The sequence below is a fragment of the Pseudomonas sp. genome (assembly GCF_035512415.1).
Lineage (GTDB): Bacteria > Pseudomonadota > Gammaproteobacteria > Pseudomonadales > Pseudomonadaceae > Aquipseudomonas.
Map to the genome: position 1 here is coordinate 367,213 of NZ_DATKDZ010000005.1, position 26,277 is coordinate 393,489.

23 protein-coding genes and 1 pseudogene are annotated in these 26,277 nt (G+C 60.8%); 11 read left to right on the forward strand and 13 right to left on the reverse strand.

All coding sequences use genetic code 11. From position 1 onward, the window contains the following. Positions 1 to 159 precede the first annotated feature (159 nt). Together xerC and VMP31_RS03015 are read left to right on the forward strand one after the other, a co-directional pair. Positions 160 to 1,056 (forward strand): tyrosine recombinase XerC, encoded by an 897-nt coding sequence (gene xerC, locus VMP31_RS03010; RefSeq protein WP_325503910.1) that lies wholly within the window; start codon positions 160 to 162, stop codon positions 1,054 to 1,056. Next, positions 1,053 to 1,748, forward strand: a complete 696-nt coding sequence (locus VMP31_RS03015; protein WP_325503912.1) for an HAD-IA family hydrolase — start codon at positions 1,053 to 1,055, stop codon at positions 1,746 to 1,748. Before xerC ends, VMP31_RS03015 begins: the two co-directional genes overlap by 4 nt. 355 nt (positions 1,749 to 2,103) lie before the next feature. Here the strand turns inward: VMP31_RS03015 and sutA are convergent, their stop codons facing one another. The 4 genes from sutA to glnK form a co-directional block, all read right to left on the reverse strand. Further along, complete coding sequence (gene sutA, locus VMP31_RS03020; protein WP_325503914.1) at positions 2,104 to 2,430, reverse strand: transcriptional regulator SutA; 327 nt, start codon at positions 2,428 to 2,430, stop codon at positions 2,104 to 2,106. Between the two features lie 257 nt (positions 2,431 to 2,687). Beyond that, positions 2,688 to 3,938, reverse strand: a complete 1,251-nt coding sequence (locus tag VMP31_RS03025) for an ammonium transporter (RefSeq protein WP_325503916.1) — start codon at positions 3,936 to 3,938, stop codon at positions 2,688 to 2,690. A gap of 78 nt (positions 3,939 to 4,016) precedes the next feature. Further along, positions 4,017 to 5,330, reverse strand: coding sequence for an ammonium transporter (locus VMP31_RS03030; RefSeq protein ID WP_325503918.1), 1,314 nt, complete (start codon positions 5,328 to 5,330; stop codon positions 4,017 to 4,019). A gap of 37 nt (positions 5,331 to 5,367) precedes the next feature. Continuing rightward, the gene (gene glnK / locus VMP31_RS03035) at positions 5,368 to 5,706 is read right to left on the reverse strand and encodes a P-II family nitrogen regulator (RefSeq protein ID WP_003096476.1); all 339 of its coding nucleotides are present in this window, start codon (positions 5,704 to 5,706) and stop codon (positions 5,368 to 5,370) included. A 429-nt stretch (positions 5,707 to 6,135) separates the two neighbouring features. Here glnK and VMP31_RS03040 point away from each other — a divergent pair, with 429 nt between their 5' ends. Further along, positions 6,136 to 6,405, forward strand: coding sequence for an accessory factor UbiK family protein (locus VMP31_RS03040; RefSeq protein WP_325503923.1), 270 nt, complete (start codon positions 6,136 to 6,138; stop codon positions 6,403 to 6,405). Between the two features lie 39 nt (positions 6,406 to 6,444). Further along, positions 6,445 to 7,941, forward strand: coding sequence for a YifB family Mg chelatase-like AAA ATPase (locus tag VMP31_RS03045; RefSeq protein WP_325503925.1), 1,497 nt, complete (start codon positions 6,445 to 6,447; stop codon positions 7,939 to 7,941). 105 nt (positions 7,942 to 8,046) lie between these two features. On the opposite strand, the gene glyA is transcribed toward VMP31_RS03045, so the two are convergent. The 5 genes from glyA to serC form a co-directional block, all read right to left on the reverse strand. After that, positions 8,047 to 9,312, reverse strand: a complete 1,266-nt coding sequence (gene glyA, locus VMP31_RS03050; protein ID WP_325503927.1) for a serine hydroxymethyltransferase — start codon at positions 9,310 to 9,312, stop codon at positions 8,047 to 8,049. A 32-nt stretch (positions 9,313 to 9,344) separates the two neighbouring features. After that, positions 9,345 to 10,517, reverse strand: a complete 1,173-nt coding sequence (locus VMP31_RS03055) for an aspartate aminotransferase family protein (protein ID WP_325503929.1) — start codon at positions 10,515 to 10,517, stop codon at positions 9,345 to 9,347. A 54-nt stretch (positions 10,518 to 10,571) separates the two neighbouring features. Further along, on the reverse strand, positions 10,572 to 11,390 hold the full coding sequence (locus VMP31_RS03060) for a YggS family pyridoxal phosphate-dependent enzyme (protein ID WP_325503931.1): 819 nt from the start codon (positions 11,388 to 11,390) through the stop codon (positions 10,572 to 10,574). After that, positions 11,390 to 12,640 (reverse strand): benzoate/H(+) symporter BenE family transporter, encoded by a 1,251-nt coding sequence (locus VMP31_RS03065; RefSeq protein WP_325503933.1) that lies wholly within the window; start codon positions 12,638 to 12,640, stop codon positions 11,390 to 11,392. The genes VMP31_RS03060 and VMP31_RS03065 overlap by 1 nt, the downstream gene beginning before the upstream one ends. A 139-nt stretch (positions 12,641 to 12,779) precedes the next feature. Then, positions 12,780 to 13,862 carry a 3-phosphoserine/phosphohydroxythreonine transaminase gene (gene serC / locus VMP31_RS03070; protein ID WP_325503935.1) on the reverse strand — a complete coding sequence of 361 codons (1,083 nt, stop codon included), beginning with the start codon at positions 13,860 to 13,862 and terminating at the stop codon, positions 12,780 to 12,782. 133 nt (positions 13,863 to 13,995) lie between these two features. Here serC and VMP31_RS03075 point away from each other — a divergent pair, with 133 nt between their 5' ends. Next, positions 13,996 to 15,495 carry a PLP-dependent aminotransferase family protein gene (locus tag VMP31_RS03075; RefSeq protein WP_325503937.1) on the forward strand — a complete coding sequence of 500 codons (1,500 nt, stop codon included), beginning with the start codon at positions 13,996 to 13,998 and terminating at the stop codon, positions 15,493 to 15,495. 172 nt (positions 15,496 to 15,667) lie between these two features. Here the strand turns inward: VMP31_RS03075 and VMP31_RS23335 are convergent, their stop codons facing one another. After that, on the reverse strand, positions 15,668 to 16,174 hold the full coding sequence (locus tag VMP31_RS23335; protein WP_414705421.1) for a hypothetical protein: 507 nt from the start codon (positions 16,172 to 16,174) through the stop codon (positions 15,668 to 15,670). A gap of 305 nt (positions 16,175 to 16,479) precedes the next feature. Here VMP31_RS23335 and VMP31_RS03085 point away from each other — a divergent pair. From VMP31_RS03085 to VMP31_RS03105, 5 genes and pseudogenes are all read left to right on the forward strand, one after another. Continuing rightward, positions 16,480 to 17,735 (forward strand): annotated as a pseudogene (locus VMP31_RS03085) (MFS transporter). Between the two features lie 62 nt (positions 17,736 to 17,797). Then, entirely contained in the window at positions 17,798 to 18,760 is a 963-nt protein-coding gene (locus VMP31_RS03090; RefSeq protein ID WP_325503939.1) for a diiron oxygenase, read from the forward strand. Then, positions 18,757 to 19,809: a 2Fe-2S iron-sulfur cluster-binding protein gene (locus tag VMP31_RS03095; RefSeq protein WP_325503941.1), complete on the forward strand. Its 1,053-nt coding sequence runs from the start codon at positions 18,757 to 18,759 to the stop codon at positions 19,807 to 19,809. Before VMP31_RS03090 ends, VMP31_RS03095 begins: the two co-directional genes overlap by 4 nt. A gap of 33 nt (positions 19,810 to 19,842) precedes the next feature. Then, positions 19,843 to 20,553, forward strand: a complete 711-nt coding sequence (locus VMP31_RS03100) for a glutamine amidotransferase (protein WP_325503943.1) — start codon at positions 19,843 to 19,845, stop codon at positions 20,551 to 20,553. A gap of 214 nt (positions 20,554 to 20,767) precedes the next feature. Next, positions 20,768 to 21,136, forward strand: a complete 369-nt coding sequence (locus VMP31_RS03105) for an antibiotic biosynthesis monooxygenase (RefSeq protein ID WP_325503945.1) — start codon at positions 20,768 to 20,770, stop codon at positions 21,134 to 21,136. A gap of 583 nt (positions 21,137 to 21,719) precedes the next feature. Here VMP31_RS03105 and VMP31_RS03110 read toward each other — a convergent pair. Beyond that, positions 21,720 to 22,508, reverse strand: coding sequence for a gamma-glutamyl-gamma-aminobutyrate hydrolase family protein (locus VMP31_RS03110; RefSeq protein ID WP_325503947.1), 789 nt, complete (start codon positions 22,506 to 22,508; stop codon positions 21,720 to 21,722). A gap of 342 nt (positions 22,509 to 22,850) precedes the next feature. Then, positions 22,851 to 23,768, reverse strand: coding sequence for a LysR substrate-binding domain-containing protein (locus VMP31_RS03115; protein WP_325503949.1), 918 nt, complete (start codon positions 23,766 to 23,768; stop codon positions 22,851 to 22,853). Between the two features lie 138 nt (positions 23,769 to 23,906). Between VMP31_RS03115 and VMP31_RS03120 the strand changes: the two genes are divergently transcribed. Next, a complete protein-coding gene (locus VMP31_RS03120) occupies positions 23,907 to 25,304 on the forward strand; it encodes a NorM family multidrug efflux MATE transporter (protein ID WP_325503951.1) in 1,398 nt (465 codons plus the stop codon). On the opposite strand, the gene VMP31_RS03125 is transcribed toward VMP31_RS03120, so the two are convergent. After that, positions 25,285 to 26,205, reverse strand: coding sequence for an SdiA-regulated domain-containing protein (locus VMP31_RS03125; RefSeq protein WP_325503952.1), 921 nt, complete (start codon positions 26,203 to 26,205; stop codon positions 25,285 to 25,287). The genes VMP31_RS03120 and VMP31_RS03125 overlap by 20 nt on opposite strands. Between the last annotated feature and the right edge of the window lie 72 nt (positions 26,206 to 26,277).

The following is a 26,277-nucleotide window of genomic DNA, read 5'->3' on the forward strand; positions in this document are numbered from 1 at the left end:
CGGCAAGTCGTAGGATGGGTTGAGCAAAGCGATACCCATCAAAATCGCCGCGATGGGTTACGCGGCGCACGATTAATACCTGGCGCTTGAATCTTGTCCCGCGCGCCGCTCACCTGCGCGGCCCGACCCATCCTACGCCCGCCCCCGCAGGGAGCTTCCATGCAAGACCTCCTGGACGCCTACCTCGAACACCTGCGCAGCGAGCGCCAGTTGTCGCCGCATACCCTCACCGGTTATCGCCACGACCTGAGCACGCTGTTGGCGTTCTGCACCCAGGAGCAGATCGACAGCTGGACCGCGCTCGATACCGCGCGCCTACGGCGTATGGTCGGCCGCCTGAATATGCAGGGGCAATCAAGCCGCAGCCTGGCGCGTCTGCTCTCGGCGACCCGCGGGCTCTATCGTTATTTGATTCGTGAAGGCCACTGCCAGAGTGATCCGGCCAGCGGCCTGATGCCGCCCAAGGGCGAGCGCCGTCTGCCGAAAACCCTGGACGCCGACCGCACCGCACAGCTGCTCGACGGCGCACTGGAAGACGACTTTATCGCCCGCCGCGACCAGGCCATGCTCGAGCTGTTCTACTCCTCGGGCCTGCGCCTGTCGGAGCTGGTCAGCCTCAACCTGGATGGCCTGGATCTGCCCGCCGGCCTGGTGCGGGTGCTCGGCAAGGGCAACAAGACCCGCGAACTGCCGCTCGGACGCATGGCGCGCCAGGCCATGGAACAGTGGCTACCGTTGCGCGCCCTGGCCAACCCGGCTGACGGCGCGGTGTTTATCAGCCAGCAGGGCCGCCGCATCGGCCCGCGCGCGGTGCAGCTGCGGGTGCGCCAGGCCGGCGTGCGCGAGCTCGGCCAGCACCTGCATCCGCATATGCTGCGCCACAGCTTCGCCAGCCATATGCTGGAATCGTCCCAGGACCTGCGCGCGGTGCAGGAACTGCTCGGCCACGCCGATATCGCCACCACCCAGGTCTACACCCACCTGGATTTCCAGCACCTGGCCACGGTCTATGACAAGGCCCACCCCCGAGCCAAACGTAAAGGCAGCACAGAATGAGCATTCAGCTGATTACCTTCGACCTCGACGACACCCTGTGGGATGTCACCCCGGTGATGCAGGACGCCGAAGCCGCGCTGCGCAACTGGCTGGCGATGCATGCGCCGCGCCTGGGTGCAGTGCCGGTGGAGCATCTGTGGTCGATTCGCGCTACCTTGTTGCAGGCCGAGCCGATGCTCAAGCATCGCCTTAGCGAACTGCGCCGACGCATCCTGCTGCATGCCCTGACAGACGCCGGCTATGCAAACTCGGATGCGCAGGCACTGGCAGAGGCCGGCTTTCAGGTATTTCTTGCCGCGCGCCATCAGGTCGAACTGTTCGCCGAGGTGCACCCAACCCTTGAAGCCTTGGCCAATCGCTTCCAGCTTGGGGTAATCACCAACGGTAATGCCGATGTGCGCCGCCTGGGCCTGGCCGATTACTTCCAGTTCGCCCTGTGCGCCGAGGAACTGGGGGTTGGCAAACCAGACCCGAAACCTTTTATCGAAGCGCTGAAACGCGCCGGCATTGCCGCCGAGCATGCGGTGCATATCGGCGACCACCCCAGCGACGATATCGCCGGGGCGCAGGCGGCAGGTTTGCGCGCCATCTGGTTCAACCCCCAGGGCAAGGCCTGGGAGGCCGACAACACCCCGGACGGGCAGATCCGCAGCCTCGCCGAGCTGCCGGCGCTGCTACATAGCTGGGAGTAAGCCGATAATGCCGCAGCCACAAGCCCTACGTCGCGCAGCGACGGCCCGTAGAGTGGCTGCTTGGGAGGCGTGACACTGCTTGCAGGAGCCACCCTGGTTAGGGTGCGCGCGCACCAAGAATCGACGGCCAGAGTTGGTGCGCACAGCGCACCCTACGAAATCTGATCCCTTCACACTTAAGCGCCGACACCTGGACGCAGCAGCGGACGGGAAAAGCCACAAAAAAGCCCGCACGGCGTCTGCCATGCGGGCTTTTTGCATTCGTACAGTCGCCTAGAGGCTGTTTACGATCTCGCGAGCTAGTGCCTGTTTTTAACGCAGCAGGGCCGACGCGCAGCAGATCGTAAATAGGCTCTTAAATGGGGCGGCTGCCGTACTTGCTGTCCGGCTTCTTGGGCGGGTCGGAGACGACATTCGGCTCGACTTCCTGCACCTTGCCGCCGCGGGAGAGAAACTCTTCCATGGCGCGGGCCAGGGCGTCGCGCTCTTTCTGCTTGGCTTCGATGCTGGGCAGCTCTTCGACGTCAACGGCAGCCTTGACCTTCTTGCTTTTGCTGGCGGGTACGACTTCGTCGTCACCGTCATCATCCACACTGTCGCCATCATCGGCGGCGGCCAGTTCCTCGCCTTCGTCCTCGTCAGCGCCTTCCAGTTCGTCGTGTTCCAGATCTTCGTCGCTCATGTTCCAACCTCATGACTTGCGAAAAGCAGAGTAGTTATAGCCCAGCTGCGTCAGCTTTCTAACGTCGCCGGAAAAAAATCCTGTGGCCTAGCCCAGGCAGAGTGCTACGCATCGGCGATCTGCGCTCAACGGCGCGCATTCTAGGGGCTGTTGCCGGTGCATCACAACAACGTTGTGCGCAAACTCCGGCGGCCCGCTGACGGCCCGCAGAAAAAACAAAGGGCGCCATAAGGCGCCCTCGTTGAAACGCCGGACAATCAGTTCTTGGTGAACTCTGGATAGGCTTCCATACCGCACTCGGCGATGTCCACGCCTTCGTATTCTTCTTCCTCGGTTACCCGCAGGCCGATCACCAGCTTGATGATGGACCAGACGATCAGGCTGGCGATAAACACCCAGGCGAAGATCGCACCGATACCCAGCAGCTGTGCGCCCAGGCTGGAGTCGCTGTTGGTCAGGCAGACAGCCAGCAGGCCCCAGATACCGACCACACCGTGGACGGAGATGGCACCGACTGGATCGTCGAGCTTGAGCTTGTCCAGGCCGAGGATGGCGAACACCACCAGCACGCCACCCACGCCACCGATCAGGGTCGACTGCAGGGCCGTCGGGGTCAGCGGCTCGGCGGTGATGGCCACCAGGCCAGCCAGGGCACCGTTGAGGGCCATGGTCAGGTCAGCCTTGCCGAACAGGATGCGCGCCACGATCAGCGCCGCAATCAGGCCGCCAGCAGCGGACATGTTGGTGTTAACAAACACGTTGGCCACGGCGTTGGCGTCTTCGATGGTGCTCATCTTCAGCTGCGAGCCGCCGTTGAAACCGAACCAGCCCATCCACAGGATAAAGGTACCCAGCGCTGCCATCGGCAGGTTGGCACCCGGAATGGCGTTGACCTGGCCGTTAGCGCCGTACTTGCCTTTACGCGCACCCAGCAGCAGCACGCCAGCCAGAGCAGCGGCAGCACCGGCCATATGCACCACGCCGGAACCGGCGAAGTCGAGGAAGCCAGCTTCGTTGAGGAAGCCCGAACCCCATTTCCAGAAGCCCTGTACCGGGTAGATGAAACCGGTCATGACCACGGCGAAAGCCAGGAAGGCCCACAGTTTCATGCGCTCGGCCACGGCACCGGAGACGATCGACATGCAGGTCGCGGCGAACACCACCTGGAAGAAGAAGTCCGAACGGGCCGAGTAGTAGGGCGCGTCGTCACCGCCGGCGAGTACCGACTCAACGCTGTTCTCGTCACCAATCAGGAAGCCCAGGCTTGGCAGGATGCCGCCTTCCGGGCTGGAGTACATGATGTGGTAGCCGATCACCAGGTACATCACGCTGGCCACTGCGTACAGGGCGATGTTCTTGGTGAGAATTTCGGTGGTGTTCTTGGCCCGCACCAACCCGGCTTCGAGCATGGCAAAACCCGCTGCCATCCACATCACCAGGGCGCCGCAAACCAAAAAGTAGAAGGTATCAAAACCGTACTGCAGTGCAGTCAATGCTGTGTTGTCCATGGTTCACCTCTTGCCGTGCGCTTTATAGCGCTATTCGGTTAAGGCGTCCGGGGTTGGCTCCGGACGCGCTCCGTGTGCTTACAGGTTGTAGCCGCGCTCGTTATGCAGGGCGAGATCGAGGCCGATGGTCTCTTCCTCGTCACTGACACGCAGGCCCATTACTAGGTCGATCACTTTCAGGATCACGAAGGTCACCAGCGCGGTGTACACCACCGTGAAGGCCACCCCCTCGAACTGCACCCACAACTGCGCAGGAATGTTCTCCACTTCGCCAAAGCCACCCAGCGCCGGCGCAGCGAACGCCCCGGTGAGAATAGCCCCGACAATACCGCCCACGGCATGCACGCCGAAAACGTCCAGAGAATCGTCATAACCCAGCTTGCGTTTCAGGCTGGTGGCACAGAAGAAGCAGATCACCCCGCTGGCCAAGCCGATTGCCAGGGCCCCCATGGGACCGGCCGTACCGGACGCCGGAGTAATCGCCACGAGGCCCGCCACTGCACCCGAAGCAATGCCCAGCACGCTGGGTTTGCGATGGGTAATCCACTCGGCGAACATCCAGCTCAGCGCCGCGGTGGCAGTGGCAATCTGGGTCACCAGCATGGCCATACCGGCGCTGCCGTTGGCGGCCAGCGCCGAGCCGGCGTTGAAGCCGAACCAGCCGACCCAGAGCATGCTTGCGCCGATCAGGGTATAGCCGAGGTTGTGCGGCGGCATGGCGGTAGTCGGGAAGCCCTTGCGCTTGCCCAACACCAGACAGGCCACCAGCCCGGCGATACCGGCGTTGATATGCACCACGGTGCCGCCAGCGAAGTCCAGCACGCCCCAGTCCCACATCAGTGCGCCGTCACCACCCCAGACCATGTGCGCGATGGGCGCATAGACCAGGGTGAACCACACCGCCATAAAGATCAGCATGGCCGAGAACTTCATACGCTCGGCAAAGGCTCCGACGATCAGGGCGGGAGTGATAATGGCGAAGGTCATCTGGAAGGTGATAAACACCGATTCCGGCACCGTGGCCACCAGGCTGTCCAGGGTCAGACCACTGAGGAAGGCTTTGGAGAAACCGCCGACAAAGGAGTTGAGATTGACCACACCCTGCTCCATGCCGGTGGTGTCAAATGCCAGGCTGTAGCCGTAAACGACCCACAGGATGCTGATCAGACCGGTCACGGCAAAGCACTGCATCAACACCGACAGCACGTTCTTGGAACGCACCATGCCGGCATAGAACAGCGCCAGACCGGGAATGGTCATAAACAGCACCAGCACAGTGGCGACCAGCATCCAGGCTGTGTCGCCGCTGTTCAGGCTTGCCTCTTCGGCCATGGCAAAGCCAGGAACGAGAGACAACAGGGCTCCTAGCCCTGCGATTTTTCGCAGAGTCATGGTTTAACTCCTGGGGCGTGTGGGGTTCGAAGGGCGTTTAGATCGCGTCGGTATCGGTTTCGCCGGTACGGATGCGGATCGCCTGCTCCAGGTTTACAACGAAAATCTTGCCGTCACCGATCTTGCCGGTGTTGGCGGCCTTGGTAATGGCCTCGATCACACGATCGAGCTGATCGTCAGCGATGGCCACGTCGATTTTCACCTTCGGCAAAAAATCGACCACGTATTCGGCACCGCGGTACAACTCGGTATGGCCTTTCTGACGACCGAAGCCTTTGACTTCAGTGACAGTGATGCCCTGCACGCCGATCTCCGACAGTGACTCACGGACGTCGTCCAGCTTGAACGGCTTGATGATGGCAGTGACTAGCTTCATGTAACTTTCTCCCGTGTAAGGTGGACTTGCCCCAGGAATTACGAACCCGACTCAAGTCTAAGCGCAGTGTCTGGCTTTTGTAATGCATCGCGGCCCTGACCTAGCGGCACCGATGCTCACCAACAGATCCCGGCGAAGCACTTCCCCGCTTCGCCTGACGCACCGGAACTGCATCGGAGCATGCGTCGCAAGAGACAAAGCAGAAAGCCTGCCAACTCACGTAAAAGTCACTTATTTCATGCAGTTACCGACTAAACAGGGGATTTTTCCTGCCGTTTTGACGCAATCAACGCACAACAATGGTGCGACACCCTGCCACCGCACGCGCGAAAAGCGTGCAGCGCGCCCGCCCAGTGCGCCAACCTCGCCCAGGCAAGCCGCCCAACACTGCGTGCTACACTGGCGACCATCTGTTACCGGAACCTCACCATGCTGCCACCCAAAGCTTTGCTCGACGCCCTTAGCCACCAGGCCTCCCGCCTGTTCAATGGCGACAGCCCGCTGCCACGCAGCGAACTCGAAGCCCAGTTCAAACTGTTGCTGCAAAGCGGCTTCAGCAAGCTCGATCTGGTCAGCCGGGAAGAGTTCGACAGCCAGATGGTAGTGCTGGCCCGCACCCGCGCCCGCCTCGAAGCACTGGAAGCCAAGGTCGCCGAGATGGAAGCCCGCAGCCCAGAAGCCGCCGCCACCCACGAGTAACGCCCGCAGCGGATGCCTCAGCCGATCAAGGAGTGATCGATGTCCCTGGCCATAGTCCACAGCCGCGCCCAAGTCGGCGTCGAAGCTCCAGCGGTGACGGTCGAGGCCCATCTGGCCAACGGCCTGCCCTCCCTGGCCCTGGTCGGCCTGCCGGAAACGGCGGTCAAGGAAAGCAAGGACCGGGTGCGCAGCGCCATCCTCAACTGCGCCTTCGAGTTCCCGCCTAGACGCATCACCCTCAATCTGGCCCCGGCGGATTTACCCAAAGACGGCGGGCGTTTCGACCTGGCGATTGCCTTAGGGATTCTCGCCGCCAGCGGCCAGGTGCCGGCCAGCGCACTGGAACGGCTCGAATGCCTCGGCGAGCTGGCGCTGTCCGGGGCGATTCGCCCAGTACAGGGCGTACTGCCCGCCGCACTGGCCGCCCGCGCCGCCGGCCGCACCTTAATGGTGCCGAAGGCCAACGCCGAAGAAGCCAGTCTGGCCTCGGGGCTAGACGTGATCGCCGTGGAGCACTTATTAGAAGTCGCCGCCCATCTTAATGGCCAAGGACCGATTGCGCCGTATCAGGCCCAGGGCCTGCTGCGCCAGGTGCTGCCTTACCCGGATTTGGCCGAAGTGCAGGGGCAGATCGCGGCCAAACGCGCCCTGCTGGTGGCAGCGGCCGGCTCGCACAATCTACTATTTAGCGGGCCGCCCGGCACCGGCAAAACCCTGCTGGCCAGCCGTCTGCCGGGCCTGCTGCCACCGCTGGACGAACAGGAAGCACTGGAAGTGGCGGCCATTCATTCCGTGGCCAGCCATACTCCGCTAAGTGCTTGGCCACAAAGGCCTTTTCGCTCGCCTCACCATAGCGCATCAGGCCCGGCGCTGGTCGGCGGTGGCAGTCGCCCGCAACCTGGCGAAATAACATTGGCCCATCACGGCATTTTGTTCCTCGATGAACTCCCCGAGTTTGATCGAAAGGTCTTGGAAGTTTTGCGCGAGCCCCTGGAAAGTGGACAAATCGTCATCGCCCGGGCTCGCGACAAGGTGCGCTTCCCGGCGCGCTTTCAACTGGTGGCAGCGATGAACCCCTGCCCCTGTGGACATTTGGGCGACCCTTCCGGGCGCTGCCGCTGCTCGGCGGAACAGATCCAGCGCTACCGCAGCAAACTATCCGGCCCACTGCTCGACCGCATCGACCTGCACCTGAGCGTACCGCGGGAAACCACCCGCCTGGAAACCAGCAGCGACCACGGCCCCAGCAGCGCCGAACTGGCCGCCCTGGTAGTCCGCGCACGCCAGCAGCAACTGGCACGCCAGGGCTGCGCCAACGCCCACCTGGACCTGGCCGGCGTGCAACAACACTGCAGCCTCGACAACGAGGATCGGCACTGGCTGGAAAACGCCTGCGAACGCCTGGGCCTGAGCCTGCGCGCCGCGCACCGGGTGATGAAAGTGGCGCGCACCCTGGCCGACCTGGATGGCGCAGCCAGTATCAGCCGCACTCACCTGGCCGAAGCCCTGCAGTATCGCCCCAGCCTCCAAAGCTGAGACTGCGACAATGCAACCTCCATAGATGGCAGGCTTTGCATCGATTGTTGAGCGTTTCCCAAGCGTTCTGCCGATAGGACGCCGAACGTTAACCCAAAAGCCCGCTTAACCGTAGACAGGATAGCGGCGGCAAAGCGCAACTACCTGCTCGCGCACCTGGTGCGCGACTTTCTCGCTGTCGCCGTTCTCCAGGGCGTCCAGTACGTCGCACAACCAGCCCGCCAGTTGCTCGCATTCGAGCACGCCGAATCCTCGGGTGGTGACGGCTGGAGTACCGATGCGCAGCCCGGAGGTCACGAACGGTGAGCGCGGGTCGTTGGGCACCGAATTCTTGTTGGCGGTGATGTAAGCGTTGCTCAGGGCCGCATCGGCGTCCTTGCCGGTGTAAGGCCTGTCGGACAGGTCGATAAGCATCATGTGGTTATCGGTGCCACCCGAGACGATCTTGTAACCACGCCGTTGCAGCACGGCCGCCATGCTCCGGGCGTTGATCACCACCTGGGCCTGATAGGTTTTGAACTCGGGGGCTAATGCCTCCTTGAAGGCAACGGCCTTGGCGGCGATCTGGTGCATCAGTGGACCGCCCTGGACACCCGGAAATACTGCGGAATCGAGCTTTTTGTAGAGCGCATCATCTTGCCCCTTGGACAAAATCAGGCCACCCCGTGGCCCCCGCAGGGTCTTGTGCGTGGTGCTGGTGACCACATGGGCATGCGGCAAGGGGTCCGGGTATTCGCCTGCGGCCACCAGACCTGCAACGTGGGCCATGTCGACCCAGAAAATGGCCCCGACCTTGTCGGCAATAGCCCGCATGCGCGCCCAGTCCTTGTGCCGGGAGTAGGCCGAAAAACCACCGATCAGCATCTTCGGTCGTGCTTCCAGGGCGATACGCTCCATCTCGTCGTAGTCGAGCAAGCCCGTTTCCGGATCAAGACCATACGGAACGATCTTGTAATGACGACCCGAGAAATTCGACGGATTGCCGTGAGTCAGGTGACCGCCCTGGGCCAGATTCATGCCCATCACCGTATCGCCTGGATTGATCAAGGCCAGGAATACCGCAGCGTTCGCCTGGGCACCCGCATGGGGCTGCACATTGGCATAGTCGCAGTCGAACAGAGTCTTGACCCGCTCGATGGCCAGGCACTCAGCCACATCGACATACTCGCAGCCGCTGTAGTAGCGCTTGCCCGGGTAACCTTCAGCGTATTTGTTGGTCAGCACGGTGCTTTGGATTTGCATGACCAGAGGGCTGGCATAGTTCTCGGAAGCGATCAGTTCGACGTGGTCTTCCTGACGATGCTCTTCGTTATAAATCGCCTCACACAGCTCGGCGTCGAAGGCGTTAAGGGTCAGCGTTGAGTCGTACATTGAAGGGTCCTTAATTGGGAAAGTAAGCCGGTTTACGACAACAGCCGAGTGACACGCGCAGCGATATCGTCGATCTCGACGTCCTCACAGATCAACGGCGGCAGCAGTCGAATGGTGGTGCCGCGAGTCACCGTGATCAGCAGGCGTTGTTCGTCCCGCGCCCGGCCAACCAGTTCGGCGCAGGGCCGATTCAGCTCGATACCGACCATCATGCCCAGGCCGCGAATGGCAACAACCTCGTGGTGATTGCCCAGCGCCTCCTGCAGCGCGGCCAGCAGGCGACGGCCAGAGGTAGCTGCGCGCAGCGGGATGTGATCGCGCTCCATGATGTCGAGTACGCTGCACCCCACGCGGCAGGCCAGGGGGTTGCCGCCGAACGTGGACGCATGATGGCCAGGGGAAAACAGTTCAGCGGCCTGGCCCCGCGCCAGGCAGGCACCAATGGGAAAACCATTGCCCAGTGCCTTGGCCAGGGTAATCACATCCGGCACTATTCCCGCGTGCTGGAAGCCAAACCAGGTGCCGGTACGGCCCAACCCGGTTTGCACTTCATCGACCATCATCAGCCAATCGTGCTCGTCGCACAGTTGCCGCAGGGCCTGTAGATACCCGGCGGATGCCGCATGCACACCGCCCTCCCCCTGCACGGGCTCAACCAATACCGCGACGATGTCGGGTGATTGCGCCGCCGCTTCGCGGATCGCCGCAATATTGTCGTAAGGCACCCGGATAAAGCCTGGCATCAAGGGCTCAAAGCCACGCTGTACTGCCGGGTTGCCGGTGGCCGCAAGGGTCGCCAGGGTGCGACCATGAAAGCTGTTCTCCATCACCAGCACCTGCGGCTGGGCCACATGCCTGGCGTTGGCGTGCAGTCGAGCCAACTTGAGCGCCGCTTCGTTGGCTTCAGCCCCAGAGTTGCAAAAAAACGCCCGCTGCATGCCCGACAAGGTGCACAAGCGCTCACCCAACTGCTCCTGCCATTCGATGCGAAACATATTGGTGGTGTGCAGCAACTGGCCCGCCTGCGCGGCAATGGCAGCGGCGATTTCGGGGTTGGCATGGCCGAGGCTGGTCACCGCCACCCCGGCGATTGCATCCAGGTATTGAACCCCGTGTGTGTCCCACAGAAACGCCCCCTGGCCGCGGCTGAAAGAGACCGGCTGGCGGGCATAGGTGTGCATAAGGTACGAAGGCGCAGAGGACATCGCATGGTTTCCTGTCAGAGGTGAATCAAGACGTTAGGCTGTTGTCAGCGGAGGTTAGTCAGCACTTGCCGGACGGACATCCGCGGTTGGCCAGTAGTAGGCATCCGGCATGGCCCGGGCACCGAAGATGGCCTGACCGACACGCACCACGGTGGCCCCCTCTTCAATGGCGACTTCAAAATCACCGGACATGCCCATAGACAACTCCTCCAGCCCGACACCCGCAGGGGCGTGCTGGCGCAGGCGCTCGCGCAGTTCGCGCAGCCCTGCAAAGCAAGGACGGACACGGACCACATCGGCTGAAAACAGCGCCAACGTCATCAGCCCACGCACCCGTAACGCCGAGAACGCCGGCAGCGCGTGTAAGAAGCCCGCGACGGCTTCGGGTGCCAAGCCGTACTTGCTGGCCTCGCCGGAGGTATTGACCTGGACGAACACATCCAGCTGACGCCCCTCGATGTGCAGGCGTCGATCCAGGGCCTCGGCCACTCGCAGGCTGTCCAGCGCCTGAAACTCGCTGGCAAAACGCGCCACCTGCTTGGCCTTGTTGGTTTGCAGGTGGCCGATAACCGACCATTGCAGGTCAGCCAGGTCGGTCATGGCCTGCCATTTTCGCTGCGCTTCCTGCACCTTGTTCTCACCCAGTAACCGGCAGCCCGCGGCGTAGGCCAGACGCAGATGAGCTTCGTCAAAGGTCTTGCTGACCGGCAGCAGCCGCACGCTCGCCGGATCGCGTCCGACCCGCTGGCAAGCCTTGGCGATACGCTGCTGCACAGCTGCCAGATTGCGGCGAAAGTCGTCGACGCTGGCAGCCTGGGGGTAACGGCCATGACGCTCATGCAAGGCGGCGGCTTCTTCTTGTTGAGCGAACATCAGTGAGTCGCTCCTTTGGTCGTCACAACAGCGTCGGCAGCCGGGATGAGCAACGCCTCGCGACGCGGCAAGCGACCATTGAGCAGAGCGTGCGCCACCAGCCCGATCAACAATCCCCAGAACGCCCCACCGACCCCCAGCAGAGTGATGTTCGCGGCGCACGCCAGAAAGGTGATCAGCGAGGCTTCGCGGGATTTGACGTCAGCCATGGCGCTGGCCAGGCTCGCGCCGATAGTGCCGAGCAGGGCCAACCCGGCCAGCGTGGTAATGAAGGCGGCCGGGAGCGCCATAAACACGGCAGCGAGGGTCACCCCGAAAACCCCAACGAGGACGTAGAACACGCCCGCGGCAACCCCGGCGATCCAGCGCTTGGACGGATCCTCCGAGGCTTCCTTGCCGGTGCAGATGGCTGCCGTGATAGCGGCAACGTTGAAGGCGTGCGAGCCGAAGGGGGCCATCAGCAGGGAGCCCAGTCCTGTGACAGTCAGGATGGGGTTGGCGCTGGTGCTGAACCCATCGTTGCGCAGCACCAGCATGCCCGGCATGTACTGGCCGGTGAGGGTAATCAGAAACAGCGGCAGCGCCACGCTGAGCAACGCATTGAGTGAGAATTCGGGCCGGGTGAATAGCGGTGTCGCGAATTGCAGAGACAGCCCCGAAAGATCCACACGGTCCTGCGTCAGCAGAAACCCCAGCCCCAGTACCAGAATGCCCACCACCGCGTAGCGCGCGGTGAAGCGTTTGAACACTACATAAGTGGCAATCAGCAACCCGACCAGCACGGGGTCAAGGCTCATGCCTGCAAACGCACCGATACCGAACTGCAGCAAGATGCCGGCCAGCAGCGCCGCCGCCACGCCCGGCGGAATCAGGCGGATAACCTTTTCAAAGCAGCCGGACACCCCCAGCAGTACGAAGGCAGCAGCTGAAATGATGTATGCACCCACTGCCTCGGCGTAAGGCGTGGTGGACAGCGCGACCACCAGAAAGGCCGCGGCGGGTGTCGACCAGGCGGTAATGATCGGCTCACGGCTCAACCAACTGAGGAACAGCCCGGTAATCCCCACACCAATCGACACCGACCATACCCACGACGCCGTCAGTTCGGGGCTGAGCCCGGCAACCTTGGCAGCCTGAAAGACCAGGATAAACGTGCCGCCATAGTTGACGATGACTGAAATCAGCCCGGCGACAACCGGATGCAGAAGGTCGCGTAGACGCAGGGGCGACGGAGATGCTGAAGAAGACACGATTGCTTTGCTCCTTGCAAAACGAGGTATTTGGCCTCGGGAAATAAGTGATTTATAACGCTGAAATGGAAGGTCTTACCCCTGCACTTGTCCGTATATAGACAGGCCACTTTCCAGCCTCTCTGCTGCGCTGCCAGCCTCAGCCATGCACGCGGGCAAAACCCTTCATAAAATCGCTCAATGCCTCCACCGCCTGCAGCGTGACCGCGTTATAGAGACTGGCCCGCATCCCACCGACCGAGGCGTGCCCCTTGAGCCCGTAGAGCCCGGCCTGCTCGGCGCGCCGCACAAAGGTCTTGTCCAGCGCAGCATCGGCGAGCACGAACGGCACGTTGTTAATCGAACGAAACGGCACTTGCACGCTGTTGCGGTAAAACCCACCGCTGTCGTCTATGGTGCGATACAGCAACTCGGCCTTGACCCGGTTAAGCCGGTGAAGGGCGTCGAGGCCGCCGCTGCGCTTGATCCACTTGAGCGTCAGACCGGTGAGGTACCAAGGAAAGGTCGCCGGAGTGTTGAGCATCGACTGAGCGTCGGTGATGCGCGCGTAGTTGAGCAAGTCGGGGGTGAATGCCTGCGCCGCATCGAGCAATGCCGGAGCAACGATGACCACCGTCAGCCCCGCCACTCCCATGTTCTTTTGCGCGGAGGCATACACAAGGCCATGCTTAGCCACGTCAATCGGCTTGGAAAGCAGGCTTGAACAGGCGTCACACACCAAAGGTGCCGAGCTCTCAGGCACGTCGATGAATTGCACGCCGTGGACGGTTTCGTTCTCGGTGTAGTGCAGGTAGGCGGCGTTCGGGTTGAGGCTCCAGTCCGTCACCTCCGGAACGCGGTCAAAGCCAGACGCTTTGCCACTGGCGGCGATGCGTACGTCGCAGTATCGCCGGGCGGCCTCAATAGCCTTGCCTGACCAGAGACCGGTATGCAGATAGTCCGCCGTACGTTTATCACCCAACAGGTTCATCGGCACCTGGGAAAATTGCAGCGAGGCCCCTCCCTGCAAGAACAACACCCTGTACTCGCCGGGCACCTGCAAGATTTCCCGTAGGTCATGTTCAGCCTGGTAAGCAACCTCCTTGAACACCTCGCAGCGATGGCTGATCTCCATCACAGACATACCCGTACCCGCGAAGTCAAAAAACTCCTCATGCGCTTGCTGAAGAACCTCCATCGGCAACGCGGTCGGGCCTGCGCTGAAGTTATGTGACCTGGCCATAGCTGAGTAACCCTTGTTCAAAATTGCTCGCAGCGTGGGTGTTCGCCGAGCGAAACGGCTGTGGCGAGGGACGAATTCTACGGATAGACTGGCCTGCCTTTGCAGGCCAATTCATTAAGATCAGGCAGACCGCATGGCAAAAACGTTCGAGCTGGAAACCCTGAAAATGCGCCTGAGCGATGCTGAGCTTCAGCTGCTGGATCTGCACCAGCGGATTCAGCGCGCACTGCGGGCACTGATCCTCGATGGTGCCCTTGACCCGGGCCTGAAGCTGCCCGCGACCCGGGTCTTGGCCAAGTCACTCGGGGTTGCCCGCGACACCGTGGAAAACGCCTACGTACAACTGCACCGGGATGGTTTTATCCTGCGGCGCGCGGGCTCAGGCAGTTATGTCTGCGAAACCGTGGGCACCGAATTGCGCGGCGCAGCTCGCCGACGCATCAAGGCGCAAGAAGTCAAAAGCAGCCAGGCTGTTCCGGGGGCGGGGCTGAGCCAGCGCGGACGGATGATCTTCGACAGTGGCGGCGTGAACGATCAGCAGGTGATCAAGGCGTTTGCCACCGGCCTGCCGGAAACCCGCACCTTTCCGACCAATGTCTGGGAACGCCTGCAGCGCCAGGTGATGAAGGACTATCGCGCCAACGTGCTGTTGCACGGCGACCCACAAGGTGCCGAGCCGCTGCGCAAGGCCATCGCCACCTACTTGAACCTCGAGCGCGGGGCCAAATGCTCCCCCGACCAGATCCTAGTGCTGAGCAGCACTCGCCAGGCGCTCTTTCTGTGTGCGCAGTTGCTGGTGGACTCCGGCAGACCGATCCTGCTGGAGAACCCAGGCTATTACGGTGCCAAGAAAGCCTTTGAAACCGCCGAGACTAAGGTTGCGCCCATCGATGTCGATGAACTGGGCATACGCACAGACCTGCTATACGCCGACCGCAGCGGTGCCAATTGCGTCTATGTCACGCCGTCCCATCAATACCCAACCGGCGCGACCTTGCCGCTGGAGCGCCGCCTTGAGCTGATCAATTGGGCTGCGGAGAAGGGCAAGTGGATCATCGAAGATGACTACGACAGCGAGTTTCACTACGACGGGCAACCAACCGCCTGTGTGCAGGGCCTGGACAAGTACCAGCGCACCCTCTACCTCGGCACCTTCAGCAAGACCCTCTACCCCGGGCTGCGAATGGGCTACATGGTACTGCCCCATGAGTTGGTTAAAGCCTTCACCTACGCGCGCAGCATGATGGACGGCCACACGCCACAAATTCTGCAACTGACCCTGGCGCGCTTTATGGAGGACGGCCATTACAACGCCCATGTCCGGGCCATGCGCAAGCTCTATGCCGGACGCAGAACCACCATGCTCGATGCCATTAGCAAACACCTGGACTGCATCGTCACCGCCTTGCGCCCCCAGGGTGGGCTGCAAATTCCCTGTTTGCTACACGATGGCTGGTCGGAGGAGAAAACCATCCGCCAAGCAGCCAGCGCGGGCGTGCAGCTTTCTGGCCTTAGCCGGTTATACGCCGGCGATGAGAAGAAACCTGGCTGGCTATTGGGCTACTCGTCCTTGACCGCTTATGAAATCGAAGCCGCCATGCTACGCCTGGCCACTGCGCTGAGAACCAGGTAGAACCTTAAGCCTCAGGCTTTCCGCCCCCCTGTCGGCCTGGTTGATATCTGGCATTGCAATTCCTGTTCAGATAAAAGGTAAAGAGGTTAATTAGCAAGGCATCCTAAAACGCCTGACCAGATTGGCAACCCCCTCACGAATAGACAGCTGCGTGCGGCTGTCTATGGTTCCGCTACGTCCCCCCACCAGGCCGAGGGGCCACTGTCGCGTTGATTTCTTTCGCAATAACTCGCTCGTTACACAGGATCATCCCTCCACGGGCCCCACGTGGGGTGATGGTCGCGCTGCCACGGGGCAGATGCCCACCGGCCTTAAGATCCAACCCTAGGATCTTATCGCCAGGTGTCAAAAGTGCCAGAAACACCGCCTGGTTCGTCTGAATGCCGGAATAAGGCTGAGGGTTGGCGTAGGCACACTTGAACAGCCATTTTGCGCGCTCACTGGCGATATCTTCAATCGCACCGACACTACAGCAACCGGCGTAGTAACGACGCCCCGGATAGCCCTCGGCGTGCATGCTGGTCAATACCGATCCCTGAGCCTCAAGCACTGCGCGACTGACGAAACTCTCGGTAGCGACCCGCTCAGTACGTGCCCGCCTGTCTAAGTGGAATACGGCATATTGGCTCCTATCGGTAAACGCTGAATAACAAGCCGCACCTGCTTGTGGGCTTATCAACTGGCGACCACCCCACCTGCCAACGGGCTGACTATATGTGCAGTTTTATTCTGCACTCTACAGACCACTTAACTGCAAACCGCCTCGACGTATACGCGCCTAAGCGAAACCGCACAGAATTCAGCCTTACCCTAAAGCGGTCTGGTTTCCTTGCCAATAATGGACTATCACACAAGACCATGGCGTGCTTAATATCTGCGTCGATCCGACTCGCCATGGCTTCCCTAACGTCAGCAGGCAGCGACTCCGCCGGATCGCAGAACACGTCTTGCCAGAACGTTGATACTCATAGAACAGGTTTAGCCATGTCGATTATCCGTATCGGACTGCTTCCTCAGGTAGCAGCGGCGCACTTTGTCAGTCATTTGCACATCATGGTGTTGGCGGCCCTGCTCCCCGTGCTACCGGTTTTCTTTGGAGTAGGTTACGTGGAGCTGGGCCTAGCCCTGAGCATCTTCAATATCATTACGACGCTAGTGCAGCCCCCCATGGGTTTCGCCGTCGATCATTACGGACCCAGGCGTTTACTAATCGCCGGAGTTGCTCTAGGCAGCATCAGTTCCTGCTAATCGCACTGTTCTCAAGCTACAGCTGTTTGCTCATTGCCATGGCGTTGGCCGGTGTTGCCAACGCCGTCTACCACCCGGCCAACTATGCGCTGCTCTCTCAAGAGATCAATCCTGCCCATGTCGGCAAGGCGTTCTCTATCCATACCTTTGCCGGGTTTCTGGGTGCCGCCATTGCACCGGTGTTTCTGCTCGGGACTGCCACCGCGAGCGACCCCAGCCTGGCATTCGCTAGTGCTGCGCTGGTGGGCTTTGTCGCGCTGGGGCTGTTGTTGATACCCAATCCCGGGCTGATACAGGCTGCCCAAGTGCGTAACCTGCTCGCACCTGCACTCAACACCACCAGTATCCGACGGCTGTCACTGCTCTCGCCAATGATCCTGAGCCTGGTTTTGCTGTTCATGTTGTTGAACTTGAGCACCGGCACAATTGAAAAATTCTCTGTAGCAGCCCTGATGCAAGGGCAGGGGGCAGCGCTACCCTGGGCCAATGCGGCGCTGACGGCATTCCTGTTTGCCAGCGCCTTTGGCGTACTGGCCGGTGGTGCGCTGGCCGATCGTACCCAGCGTCATGGAGTGGTTGCCGCCACCGCTTTTTCGCTGGCCACCTTGTTAATGGCCATCGTCGCCATGGCCCGTTTTAGCGAACTCGCGCTGATCATCGCCCTTGGTGCCATAGGGTTCCTGACGGGGTTGATCGCACCATCGCGCGATATGTTGGTGCGGGCAGCATCGCCCAAGGATGCCGAAGGAAAAACCTTCGGCATCGTCTCCACCGGCTTCAATATCGGTGGTGCAATCGGCCCCATCAGCTTCGGATGGATGCTGGACCAGGGACACCCCACAGTCATCTTCTGGGGCTGCGTGACATTCATGAGCCTGACAGTCGTGCTGACCCTGATACAGGAGTGGTACCAGGCAAGATCCAGAATGATGAAAAAATCCATGCAGGTCACCCGCTCCCTTTGCGGCGCGAGGGCTTGCGGTGGTGAGTGATGTTTAAGCAATGTCTAGCGTGTTAACACCTTAAAGATAGCCTGACCAATGGGAACGAGAACATGGAACGTTTGAACTGTGGAACCGATGACGTGGTTCATAACATGCTGGCAAAACTGTCCGGACTCTGGAAAACCCGAGCCGCCGTCAACAATGACCAACCGGACTACTGGAACCTTGCCTTCAACCCATCCAAGCAGGACTTCAGTGCTTCCCTACTGCCTTTCCGGCATCACCAGGCATGGCGCGAAGCTCCTGAAGCACTGCAATCCAAGTGCCTCTCCTATGCCTGGGGAATCTATAACCTCAAAACCATCTACATCGAATGCGATGTGGTGGTACCTGCGTGCGAGGACATTATCAAGACGGCTCCGCCGAGCCAGAACCGCGCATTGCTGCAGGACGTAATGTCCCAGGCACTGTTGGACGAAGCGCTGCACACTCGCATGTCGATCATGGCCTGTAACTATATCTATGACAGACGCGCACTCCCACCACTCGACTTCTGCGACTTCAACCTGGTGACGTGGCGCGAAGGTCTTCTGGCCAACTGCAATGCCGAGTGGGAGCGTCGCCTGACGCGCTTCGGTATCGCGTGCGCCAGTGAAACGTTGATAACCGACTACCTCAAGACCATGGCCGAAGACACTGGAATCCAGCCCATCTGCCATGAAGTCACCCGCACCCATGCCATGGATGAATGGAGCCATTCCAGTGTCTTCAGCTTCGTCGCCTCCGATATCGTTCATGGCCTGAGCCGCAAAGAACGCGAGTACCTGCGCTCGGTCATTCTCAAGACCGTACAGATGTTCGCCAACAATGAAATGGGGGCTTGGGCAACGGTGTTTTCGATGTTGGCGTTTCCCCATGCCAGAGACATCCTGCATGACGTGGGCGATAGAAACGAGATCAGCGTCTACACCGACTCGGTCGAGGCTCTGATCAACCGCATCGGACTGACCGGCAACGGCCTTGGTAATGCTGAAGGCGCCCTTGAAGTCTTACGCGAAAAGGTCCGCGCATGAACAGCACTACCCTACAGGCGCGCTGCGAGGGTGTGATCACTGAAACGGCGGACGTGAAAGTCTTCACCCTCCGTGTGCAAGGTGCCCATACCGAGTTCCTCAACAACCTGGAACCGGGCAAACATGTGGCCCTACATTACCCAGACACGTCGGGCACCCGTCACCAGCGGTTGTATTCGATCACCCGTAAGCAAGGCGCGGATCTATTCGAAATAGCGGTCAAGCGCGCAGGCCACGGCGGAGTATCGGATCATCTGCATGCCACCTTGCGGGAGGGCTCGATAGCACCGATACAATTTGTGGCCGGAGAGATTTCCCTAGCGTCGGTCGCAGGCTGTCAGCGGGTCGGCATGCTCGCCGGCGGCATTGGTGTCACCCTGCCGGTTGCCTTGCTACGCGGATTGCGTGAACGCTCACGTCGCGGGTCATCGGTGCCAAATGTCACCCTGCTGCTGTGTGTGTCGACTATTGCCGATATCCCCTTCCTGCACGAGTTGCTGGAACTAGAGTTGACCACACACTGGTTCTCCTTGCAGGTGTTCGTCACCCGCGAAGCGGTCAAGAGCAACGGCCACTTCAAGCAGGGCCGCCCTGGCGATAAAGACCTGAGCCTTCTAGACATGCCAGAGACCGTGGTGATTTGCGGCAGCCACCGCTTTGCTCAAGGGCTGCGCGAGCACACCCTGACGATGTTCCCCACCAGCAAGCTTCTGATTGAGTCATTCACGCCCCCGACGGCACTCGTAACAACAGAGCCTACAGACGCCCAGGCGTCGGTGCGGTTGCACCTGACTACTAACGACCAGATGCTTGAAATGCCAGCAGGCAAGAGCCTGCTGGACATGCTCGAGTCCAGCGGTATTGCAGTGCGCAGCCAGTGCCGGGCCGGCATCTGCGGCAACTGCCGGATCAAGGTTTCAGACGGTGAATACACCCTTGAGCCAGACTTCTGCCTCAGTGATCAGGACAAGAGCGAAGGGTATGCACTGGCGTGCTGCACCTTCCCCCAGTCTGGGACACTCAAGGTAGATCTGAACCCGCAGGCCTGAGCCACCTCCATTTCTTTCACAGGTAAATTTTCCATGAAAACCGCAATTGCACTGCGACACATTCACTTCGAGGATGTTGGCACCCTCGATACCGTGCTCGTCGAGCAGGGTTATGAACTGCGTTACCTTGCCCCCTCCCTCGACACACTGGACAGCCCCCAGGTGCAGCAAGCCCACCTGCTGATCGTGCTCGGCGGCCCCATTGGTGCCTATGACGAACAGCTTTATCCGTTCCTTCAGAACGAGCTAGCGCTGGTACGTCAGCGCTTACAGTCCGGTAAACCCATGCTGGGTATCTGCCTGGGCGCGCAATTGATCGCTCGGGCCCTGGGTGCCAAAGTGTATCCGCTAGGAGTCAAGGAAATCGGCTTTTCACCACTGACCCTCACCCCTGCGGGGCAGGATTCGGCGCTGGCCAAACTGGAGGGTACGCCCGTGTTGCACTGGCACGGTGACCAGTTCGACATTCCCGAAGGGGGCGTGCACTTGGCCAGTACCGCTATAGGCACCCATCAGGCGTTTGCGGTGGGCCGCAACGTCCTTGGACTGCAGTTCCACCTAGAAGCCGATATACGCAAACTCGAACAGTGGCTGGTGGGACATGCCAGCGAATTGGCGCACGCAAGTATTGACCCTTGCTCACTGCGGAGCGCTGCCGTCACCGTCGGTGACCGGCTGACCCATGGGGCACGTGCAGTACTCAGCGACTGGCTGAACAACCTAGATGAGCACGTTTCGGCCTGAAAGCGACCTGTTTTCCAGCGATAAGTTGGCTGCAAGCCACCTCCATCAACTGGGCTCCCGAGGAACTAAGGAAGAAGAGAAGGTGCCCTAGCGGCACGTCATTGGCCGTTGCACTACGACCTTCTCATCCTTCACGCAAACTAGGGCTTTCACGTCTTGATGGATAAGTGCATACGTTTTTCATATCTATAAATGCAAGGATGAGGAGTCAAAAATGATCGTAGTTTTGTTTGAGTTGCAGGCGCTGCCGGGTCAAGGCAAGACCTATGTTGACCTAGTAAACAAGCTGACGCCGATGCTCGAACCTATGGAAGGCTTTATTTCTGTCGAATGTTTTCAAAGCACGCTGAACCCCAAGAAAGTCATGTCGGTCACTACCTGGCGTGATGAGGAAGCCGTGGTGCAGTGGCGCAACGTAACCGCACACCTGTCGGCGCAGAAAGCGGGGCGCGACAAGATCTTCGATGACTACCGTGTACGTGTTACCTCGGTGATCCGGGACTACGGCCTGCGTGATCGTGAACAGGCACCTTTCAATGTCGTGATCGACGGCGAACCTGCCAAAACAGCTGCCGTGACGTAGGGCTAGGTTTCACCACACAAAAAGGTTTTCACGGACCCCCGGGAAACACAGAAACAAGAACGCCGGTTTGATGGATGATGTTCGTGCGAGCAAACTATCTAAAAAACGGCGTTCTTCCGCACGACATTAATACGCCCCCCAGTCGTGTGGCACGCTCTGGCGTTTTGCGCAGCCAGACTGGTGTCGTGACAGTGGCAAACGCATGGGGCCGTCACTTGGCGGGATCGCCAGGGGGGCGTGTAATGATGCGACGAAAGAAATTCGCTCTCTGAGTTACACACGCCAAGTTTAACGGCACACTTCGCAAAACGGTGTCGACACGGAAATATTGGCAGGGAAGATCCTTGGCCGCTTTCTGTCCTGGCACCACTGCCTGGGCAGCTGTGCTGGAAAAGTTGTTCTGGACTGACTAGCCGCGAATTGAGCAGTGGGAATGCCTGTTTGCTCGTTGCTACGTCAAACCTAGGTCCGACCCTCTCGGTACAAAACGCCGACTCCAATCTCAGCCGCGCAGATTTCTCCAACAAACATTGTCCAAAAAGAAGCCCCGCATTTGCGGGGCTTCTTTATTTCGGTTCCGTGCTTACTGGTCGCGCCGGGCGGCCTGTTCACGGCAGGCGTCGCCAAAGGCCTGGAAGATCTTCACCGAGTGCGGGTTCTCTGCGGCCTGCCATTCCGGGTGCCATTGCACGGCCAGGGTGAACTGCTCCGCGTCCGGCAGGTGAATCGCCTCGATCAGGCCATCCTCGGCATGGGCCAGGGCTTCGACGCCAGCACCCAGGCGGTCTACGGCCTGACCGTGGAGGGAGTTGACCGGGAACTCGGCATGCCCCATCAGTTCGGCAAACCAGCTGCCCGGCAGCGCGCGCACGCTGTGGCGGTCGGCATATTGTTCGGCAACCGAGGTGCTCGGATCTTCGCGATGGTCGCTGATGCCCGGCACTTCATAGGCCTTCTGGTGGATGCTGCCACCCAGGGCCACATTGATTTCCTGCATGCCGCGGCAGATGCCGAACAGCGGCAAGCCACGGGCCAGGGCTGCGTGAATCAGTGGGATATCGAAGAGGTCACGCTCCTGATCCTGGCCCTTGCTCGGGGTCAGGTTTTCCTGGCCGTAGAGGGCCGGGTCGATATTGCTGCCGGCACCGGTCAGGTAGACCCCATCGACCATCGACAGGTACTGGTCGATGTCATCGATGCCGCAGCAACTGGGCACCAGCAGCGGCACGCAGCCAGACAGTTCAACCAGGGGATTTATATATTTGTGGGTCATGACTTGATAGGCATGTCCTTTGCGCTCTTGAGCACCCATGGACATCAGGACAACCGGTTTACGCGCGCCTTGGCGCTGTTTCGAATTGTTGTTGGACATACATCACCTTGGGGCAGCCCGGATTGGCTGCCGTTGTTGTGCAGAAGGGCTGACGGTTGTCATGCACCTCCTGTTTTTACAGCTGGTTGCGCCTGTCAAAAGGCCTGCCGCAGCGGCATCAGATGCGCTAGAAACGCTCATCTGGCAGTCACAACTCTGAAGCCAGTCTGCCAAAGCCGTAAAATATGTCAAACAAATAAGCGTGAATTGTTAAGAAATCAGACCGAGAGCAGCAGGCAGTTCACTCTAAAAAATGCCATAAATGGCTGTTTTATAATCACTTATCTGTGAAAGCCAAGAACTGATAGTCCAATATTTTTTACGCTCAGCACTACAGCCGTACTAGCGGACGCGCTCCACCACTGGCAACTGCATCGCCGCCACATCGGCCACCAGATAATCACGCAAACGGCGGAAACGCTCCTGACCGCGGCGTGCCTTGGGCCAGACCAGGTAGTAGCTGCAACCACTGGGCACCGCGCAGGGCCAGGGCAGACTCAGCCGACCCTGAGCGACATCCTCGGCAACCATCACCAGATCGCCGATCGATACGCCATAGCCGCGCGCCGCAGCCACCATGCCCAGCTCCAGGGTATCGAACACCTGGCCACCCTTGAGCGCCACCTGATCGGCCAGGCCCATGGCCTGCAACCACTGCCGCCAGTCACGGCGGTCCGGAGTGGGATGCAGCAGCTCGGCGGCCTGCAGGCGCGGCAGATCCCAGGCTTGCTCGCTCAAAGCCTCAGGCGCGCAGACCGGGATCAGCCACTCGGCGAACAGCTCTGTGCTCTCCCATTCCTCCGGGAAGTCGCCCTGACTGAGCAGTACGGCGCAGTCGAAGGGCTCATGGAGAAAGTCCACCTTGTCCACATCCATCCAGGCGCTGGTCAGTTGCACCTCACTGGCGCTGAGCAGGCGATAGCGCGACAGGCGCGCCAGCAACCAGCGCATGGTCAGCGTCGAGGGAGCCTTCAGGCGCAGCACCGTGTCGTCGACACGCAGGGTGTTGCAGGCCCGCTCCAGCGCCTCGAAGCCATCGCGCAGCCCCGGCAGCAACATGCGCGCCGTCTCGGTGAGTTGCAGGCTGCGGCCACGGCGCTCGAACAAGCGGCAAGCGAAGTGATCTTCCAGGGTGCGCACATGCCGGCTGACCGCACTCTGGGTAATCGCCAGTTCTTCGGCGGCGCGGGTAAAGGAGCTGTGCCGTGCCGCAGCTTCGAAGGCGCGCAAGGCATAAAGCGGTGGCAGGCGCTGGCTCATGCACCCGACTCATGAGTAATAGTCATGCCTGTCATCGCTATTATCCTTTTGTGCTGTAGCAGTTGGCTCATGAGAATAGGCGCATTCTCTGCCTGCACGGATCACCCGAGCAAGCCTTCAGACTGAGTAGAACTCATCATGCTGCATCAGCTTCGTGGCGAACTGCGCGCCATCCTGAAACTCGCCGGGCCACTGATTGCTGCGCAATTGGCACATGTGCTGATGGTATTTACCGACACCGTGATGATGGGCCTGCTCGGCCCCGCGACCTTGGCTGCCGGTGGGCTGGGCGCTGCCAGTTATTCCTTTGTGTCGATCTTCTGCGTCGGGGTGATTGCCTCGGTCGGCAATCTGGTGGCCATCCGTCACGGCGCGCAGGACGCCGCCGGGGTGACTCGGCTGACGCAGAACGGTCTGTGGCTGGGCTGGGGCCTGGCGCTGCTGGCCGGCCTGGCATTGTGGAACCTGGGCCCGGCACTGCTGTACTTCGGCCAGCAGCCGGAGAACGTCAGCGGCGGCATGCAGTTTCTTTCAACCCTAGTGTTTGCCCTGCCCGGCTATATGAGTTTTATGGCCCTGCGCGGTTTTACCAGCGCCATCGGCCGACCTGGCCCGGTGATGGCCATCAGCATTGGCGGGGCGCTGGCCAACTTTGTCCTCAACTACGCCCTGATCAAGGGCTGGTTCGGCCTGCCGCACCTGGGCCTGGCCGGGATCGGCCTGGTCACCGCCGTGGTGATGAATGTCATGGCCCTGCTGCTGGCCTGGCATGTGCTGCACCATAGCGCCTACAGCCCTTACCCACTGTGGCGCGGGCTGCTGCGGCCGGTCTGGGCCGAGTTGAAAGAGCTGCTGCGCCTGGGCCTGCCGATTGGCGGCACCTATGCGGTGGAGTCCGGGCTGTTCGCCTTCGCCGCCCTGAGCATGGGAGCCCTGGGCAGCCAGCAGCTGGCGGCGCACCAGATTGCGATCATGTCGGTGTACGTGGCCTTTATGGTGCCGGTGGGCATTTCCTACGCGGTGACCTTCCGTATCGGTCAGCACTTCGGTGCCGGTCGCCTGTTGCAAGCACGTCAGGCTGGCCGCCTGGGCATCGGCCTGGGCGCAGTGTGCATGCTGGGTTTTGCCTGCCTGTTCTGGCTGGCCCCGCAGTGGGTGGTGGGTTTGTTTCTCGACCACCGCGACCCAGCCTATGCCGAGGTGGTGGCCCTGGCCGTGGCGCTGCTGGCGATTGCCGCCTGGTTCGAGTTCTTCGATGGTATCCAGACCATCGCCATGGGCGCGATTCGTGGCCTCAAGGATGCCAAGACCACCTTCTGGGTCGGTCTCGGCTGCTACTGGACCGTTGGCGCGCCGCTGGCCTGGGCGCTGGCCTTCCCGCTGGGCTGGGGCGCAGAAGGCGTGTGGTGGGGGCTGGCCGGCGGCCTGGCCTGCGCCGCTATCGGCCTGACCCTGGGCTTCGAATGGAAAACTGCGCGCCTGCTGCAACCAACAGCCGCAGCCTTCACGCCACAGCCTAAGCGCCTGGTTTCTTGAAGCGATAGAACAGGTTCGGCTCGCTAACCAGATAGAGCACACCCTGGTTATCCATGGCGATGCCCTCACCCTGAGGCACGCTGCGGGTCAGGCCATTACGTCCGCCGAGCAGCGACAGGCTGCTGATCGGCTTGCCCTCGACATTCAGCTCCAGCACCAGGCGCGACTCATCGGACAGCGCCAGCAGATGGCCGCTGCGCTCATCGAACTGCAGGCTGGAAAGGTCGCGCACAAACAACCCGGCATCGCGTTTCTGGTCATCCACCACATGCACGGCGAAGGGTTGCTGCGGATCGCGCTGGGGAAAACCGTGAATCTCATAGATGCGGATCGGGTCGCGCTCCTTGGCGACAAACAGGCGCTGGCCGGCCGAATCGTAGGCCAGGCCCTCGAAGCCCTTGTTGCCATTCAGGCCGATGCCCAGGGAGAACTGCTGCGCCTGATCGGCATGCAATTCGGTGGTGGCATCATCCACCCGCACCTTGATCAGCCGCTGCTGGCGCTCATCGGTGATCACATACAGGCCCTGACTGATGTACTCCACCGCCTCGGCATCGCCAAAGCCGTGCAGGTCGATACGCCGCAGCAGCGCGCCATCGAGCGACAGCTCGATCAGCTGTGGTTTCTGGTTGGTCACGGTAAACAGGCTGTTGCGATCCGGGTCGTAAGTCAGCGCCGAGACATCGTCATCCAGCCCCTCGATCACCTTGGCTTCGATATCCACCTGATAGCCCGACAACAATATGTCGCGCGCCTGCCCTTCGCCCGCCCGCTGCCATTGCTGCACATTGAACCAGGCCCGCTCGAACAGGCGGTACTCCTGGGCGAACAGGCCAAGTAGTAGCAACGCCAGCACGGCAAGGCTCAGCAGCAGGCGCTTCAGGGTTAAATGGTCTCGCATGGCGATTCACTCTCAAACAGTAACGGGTGACACAACGACGCCAGCCCGAAGCATGGCTTCGGGCTGGCGCGG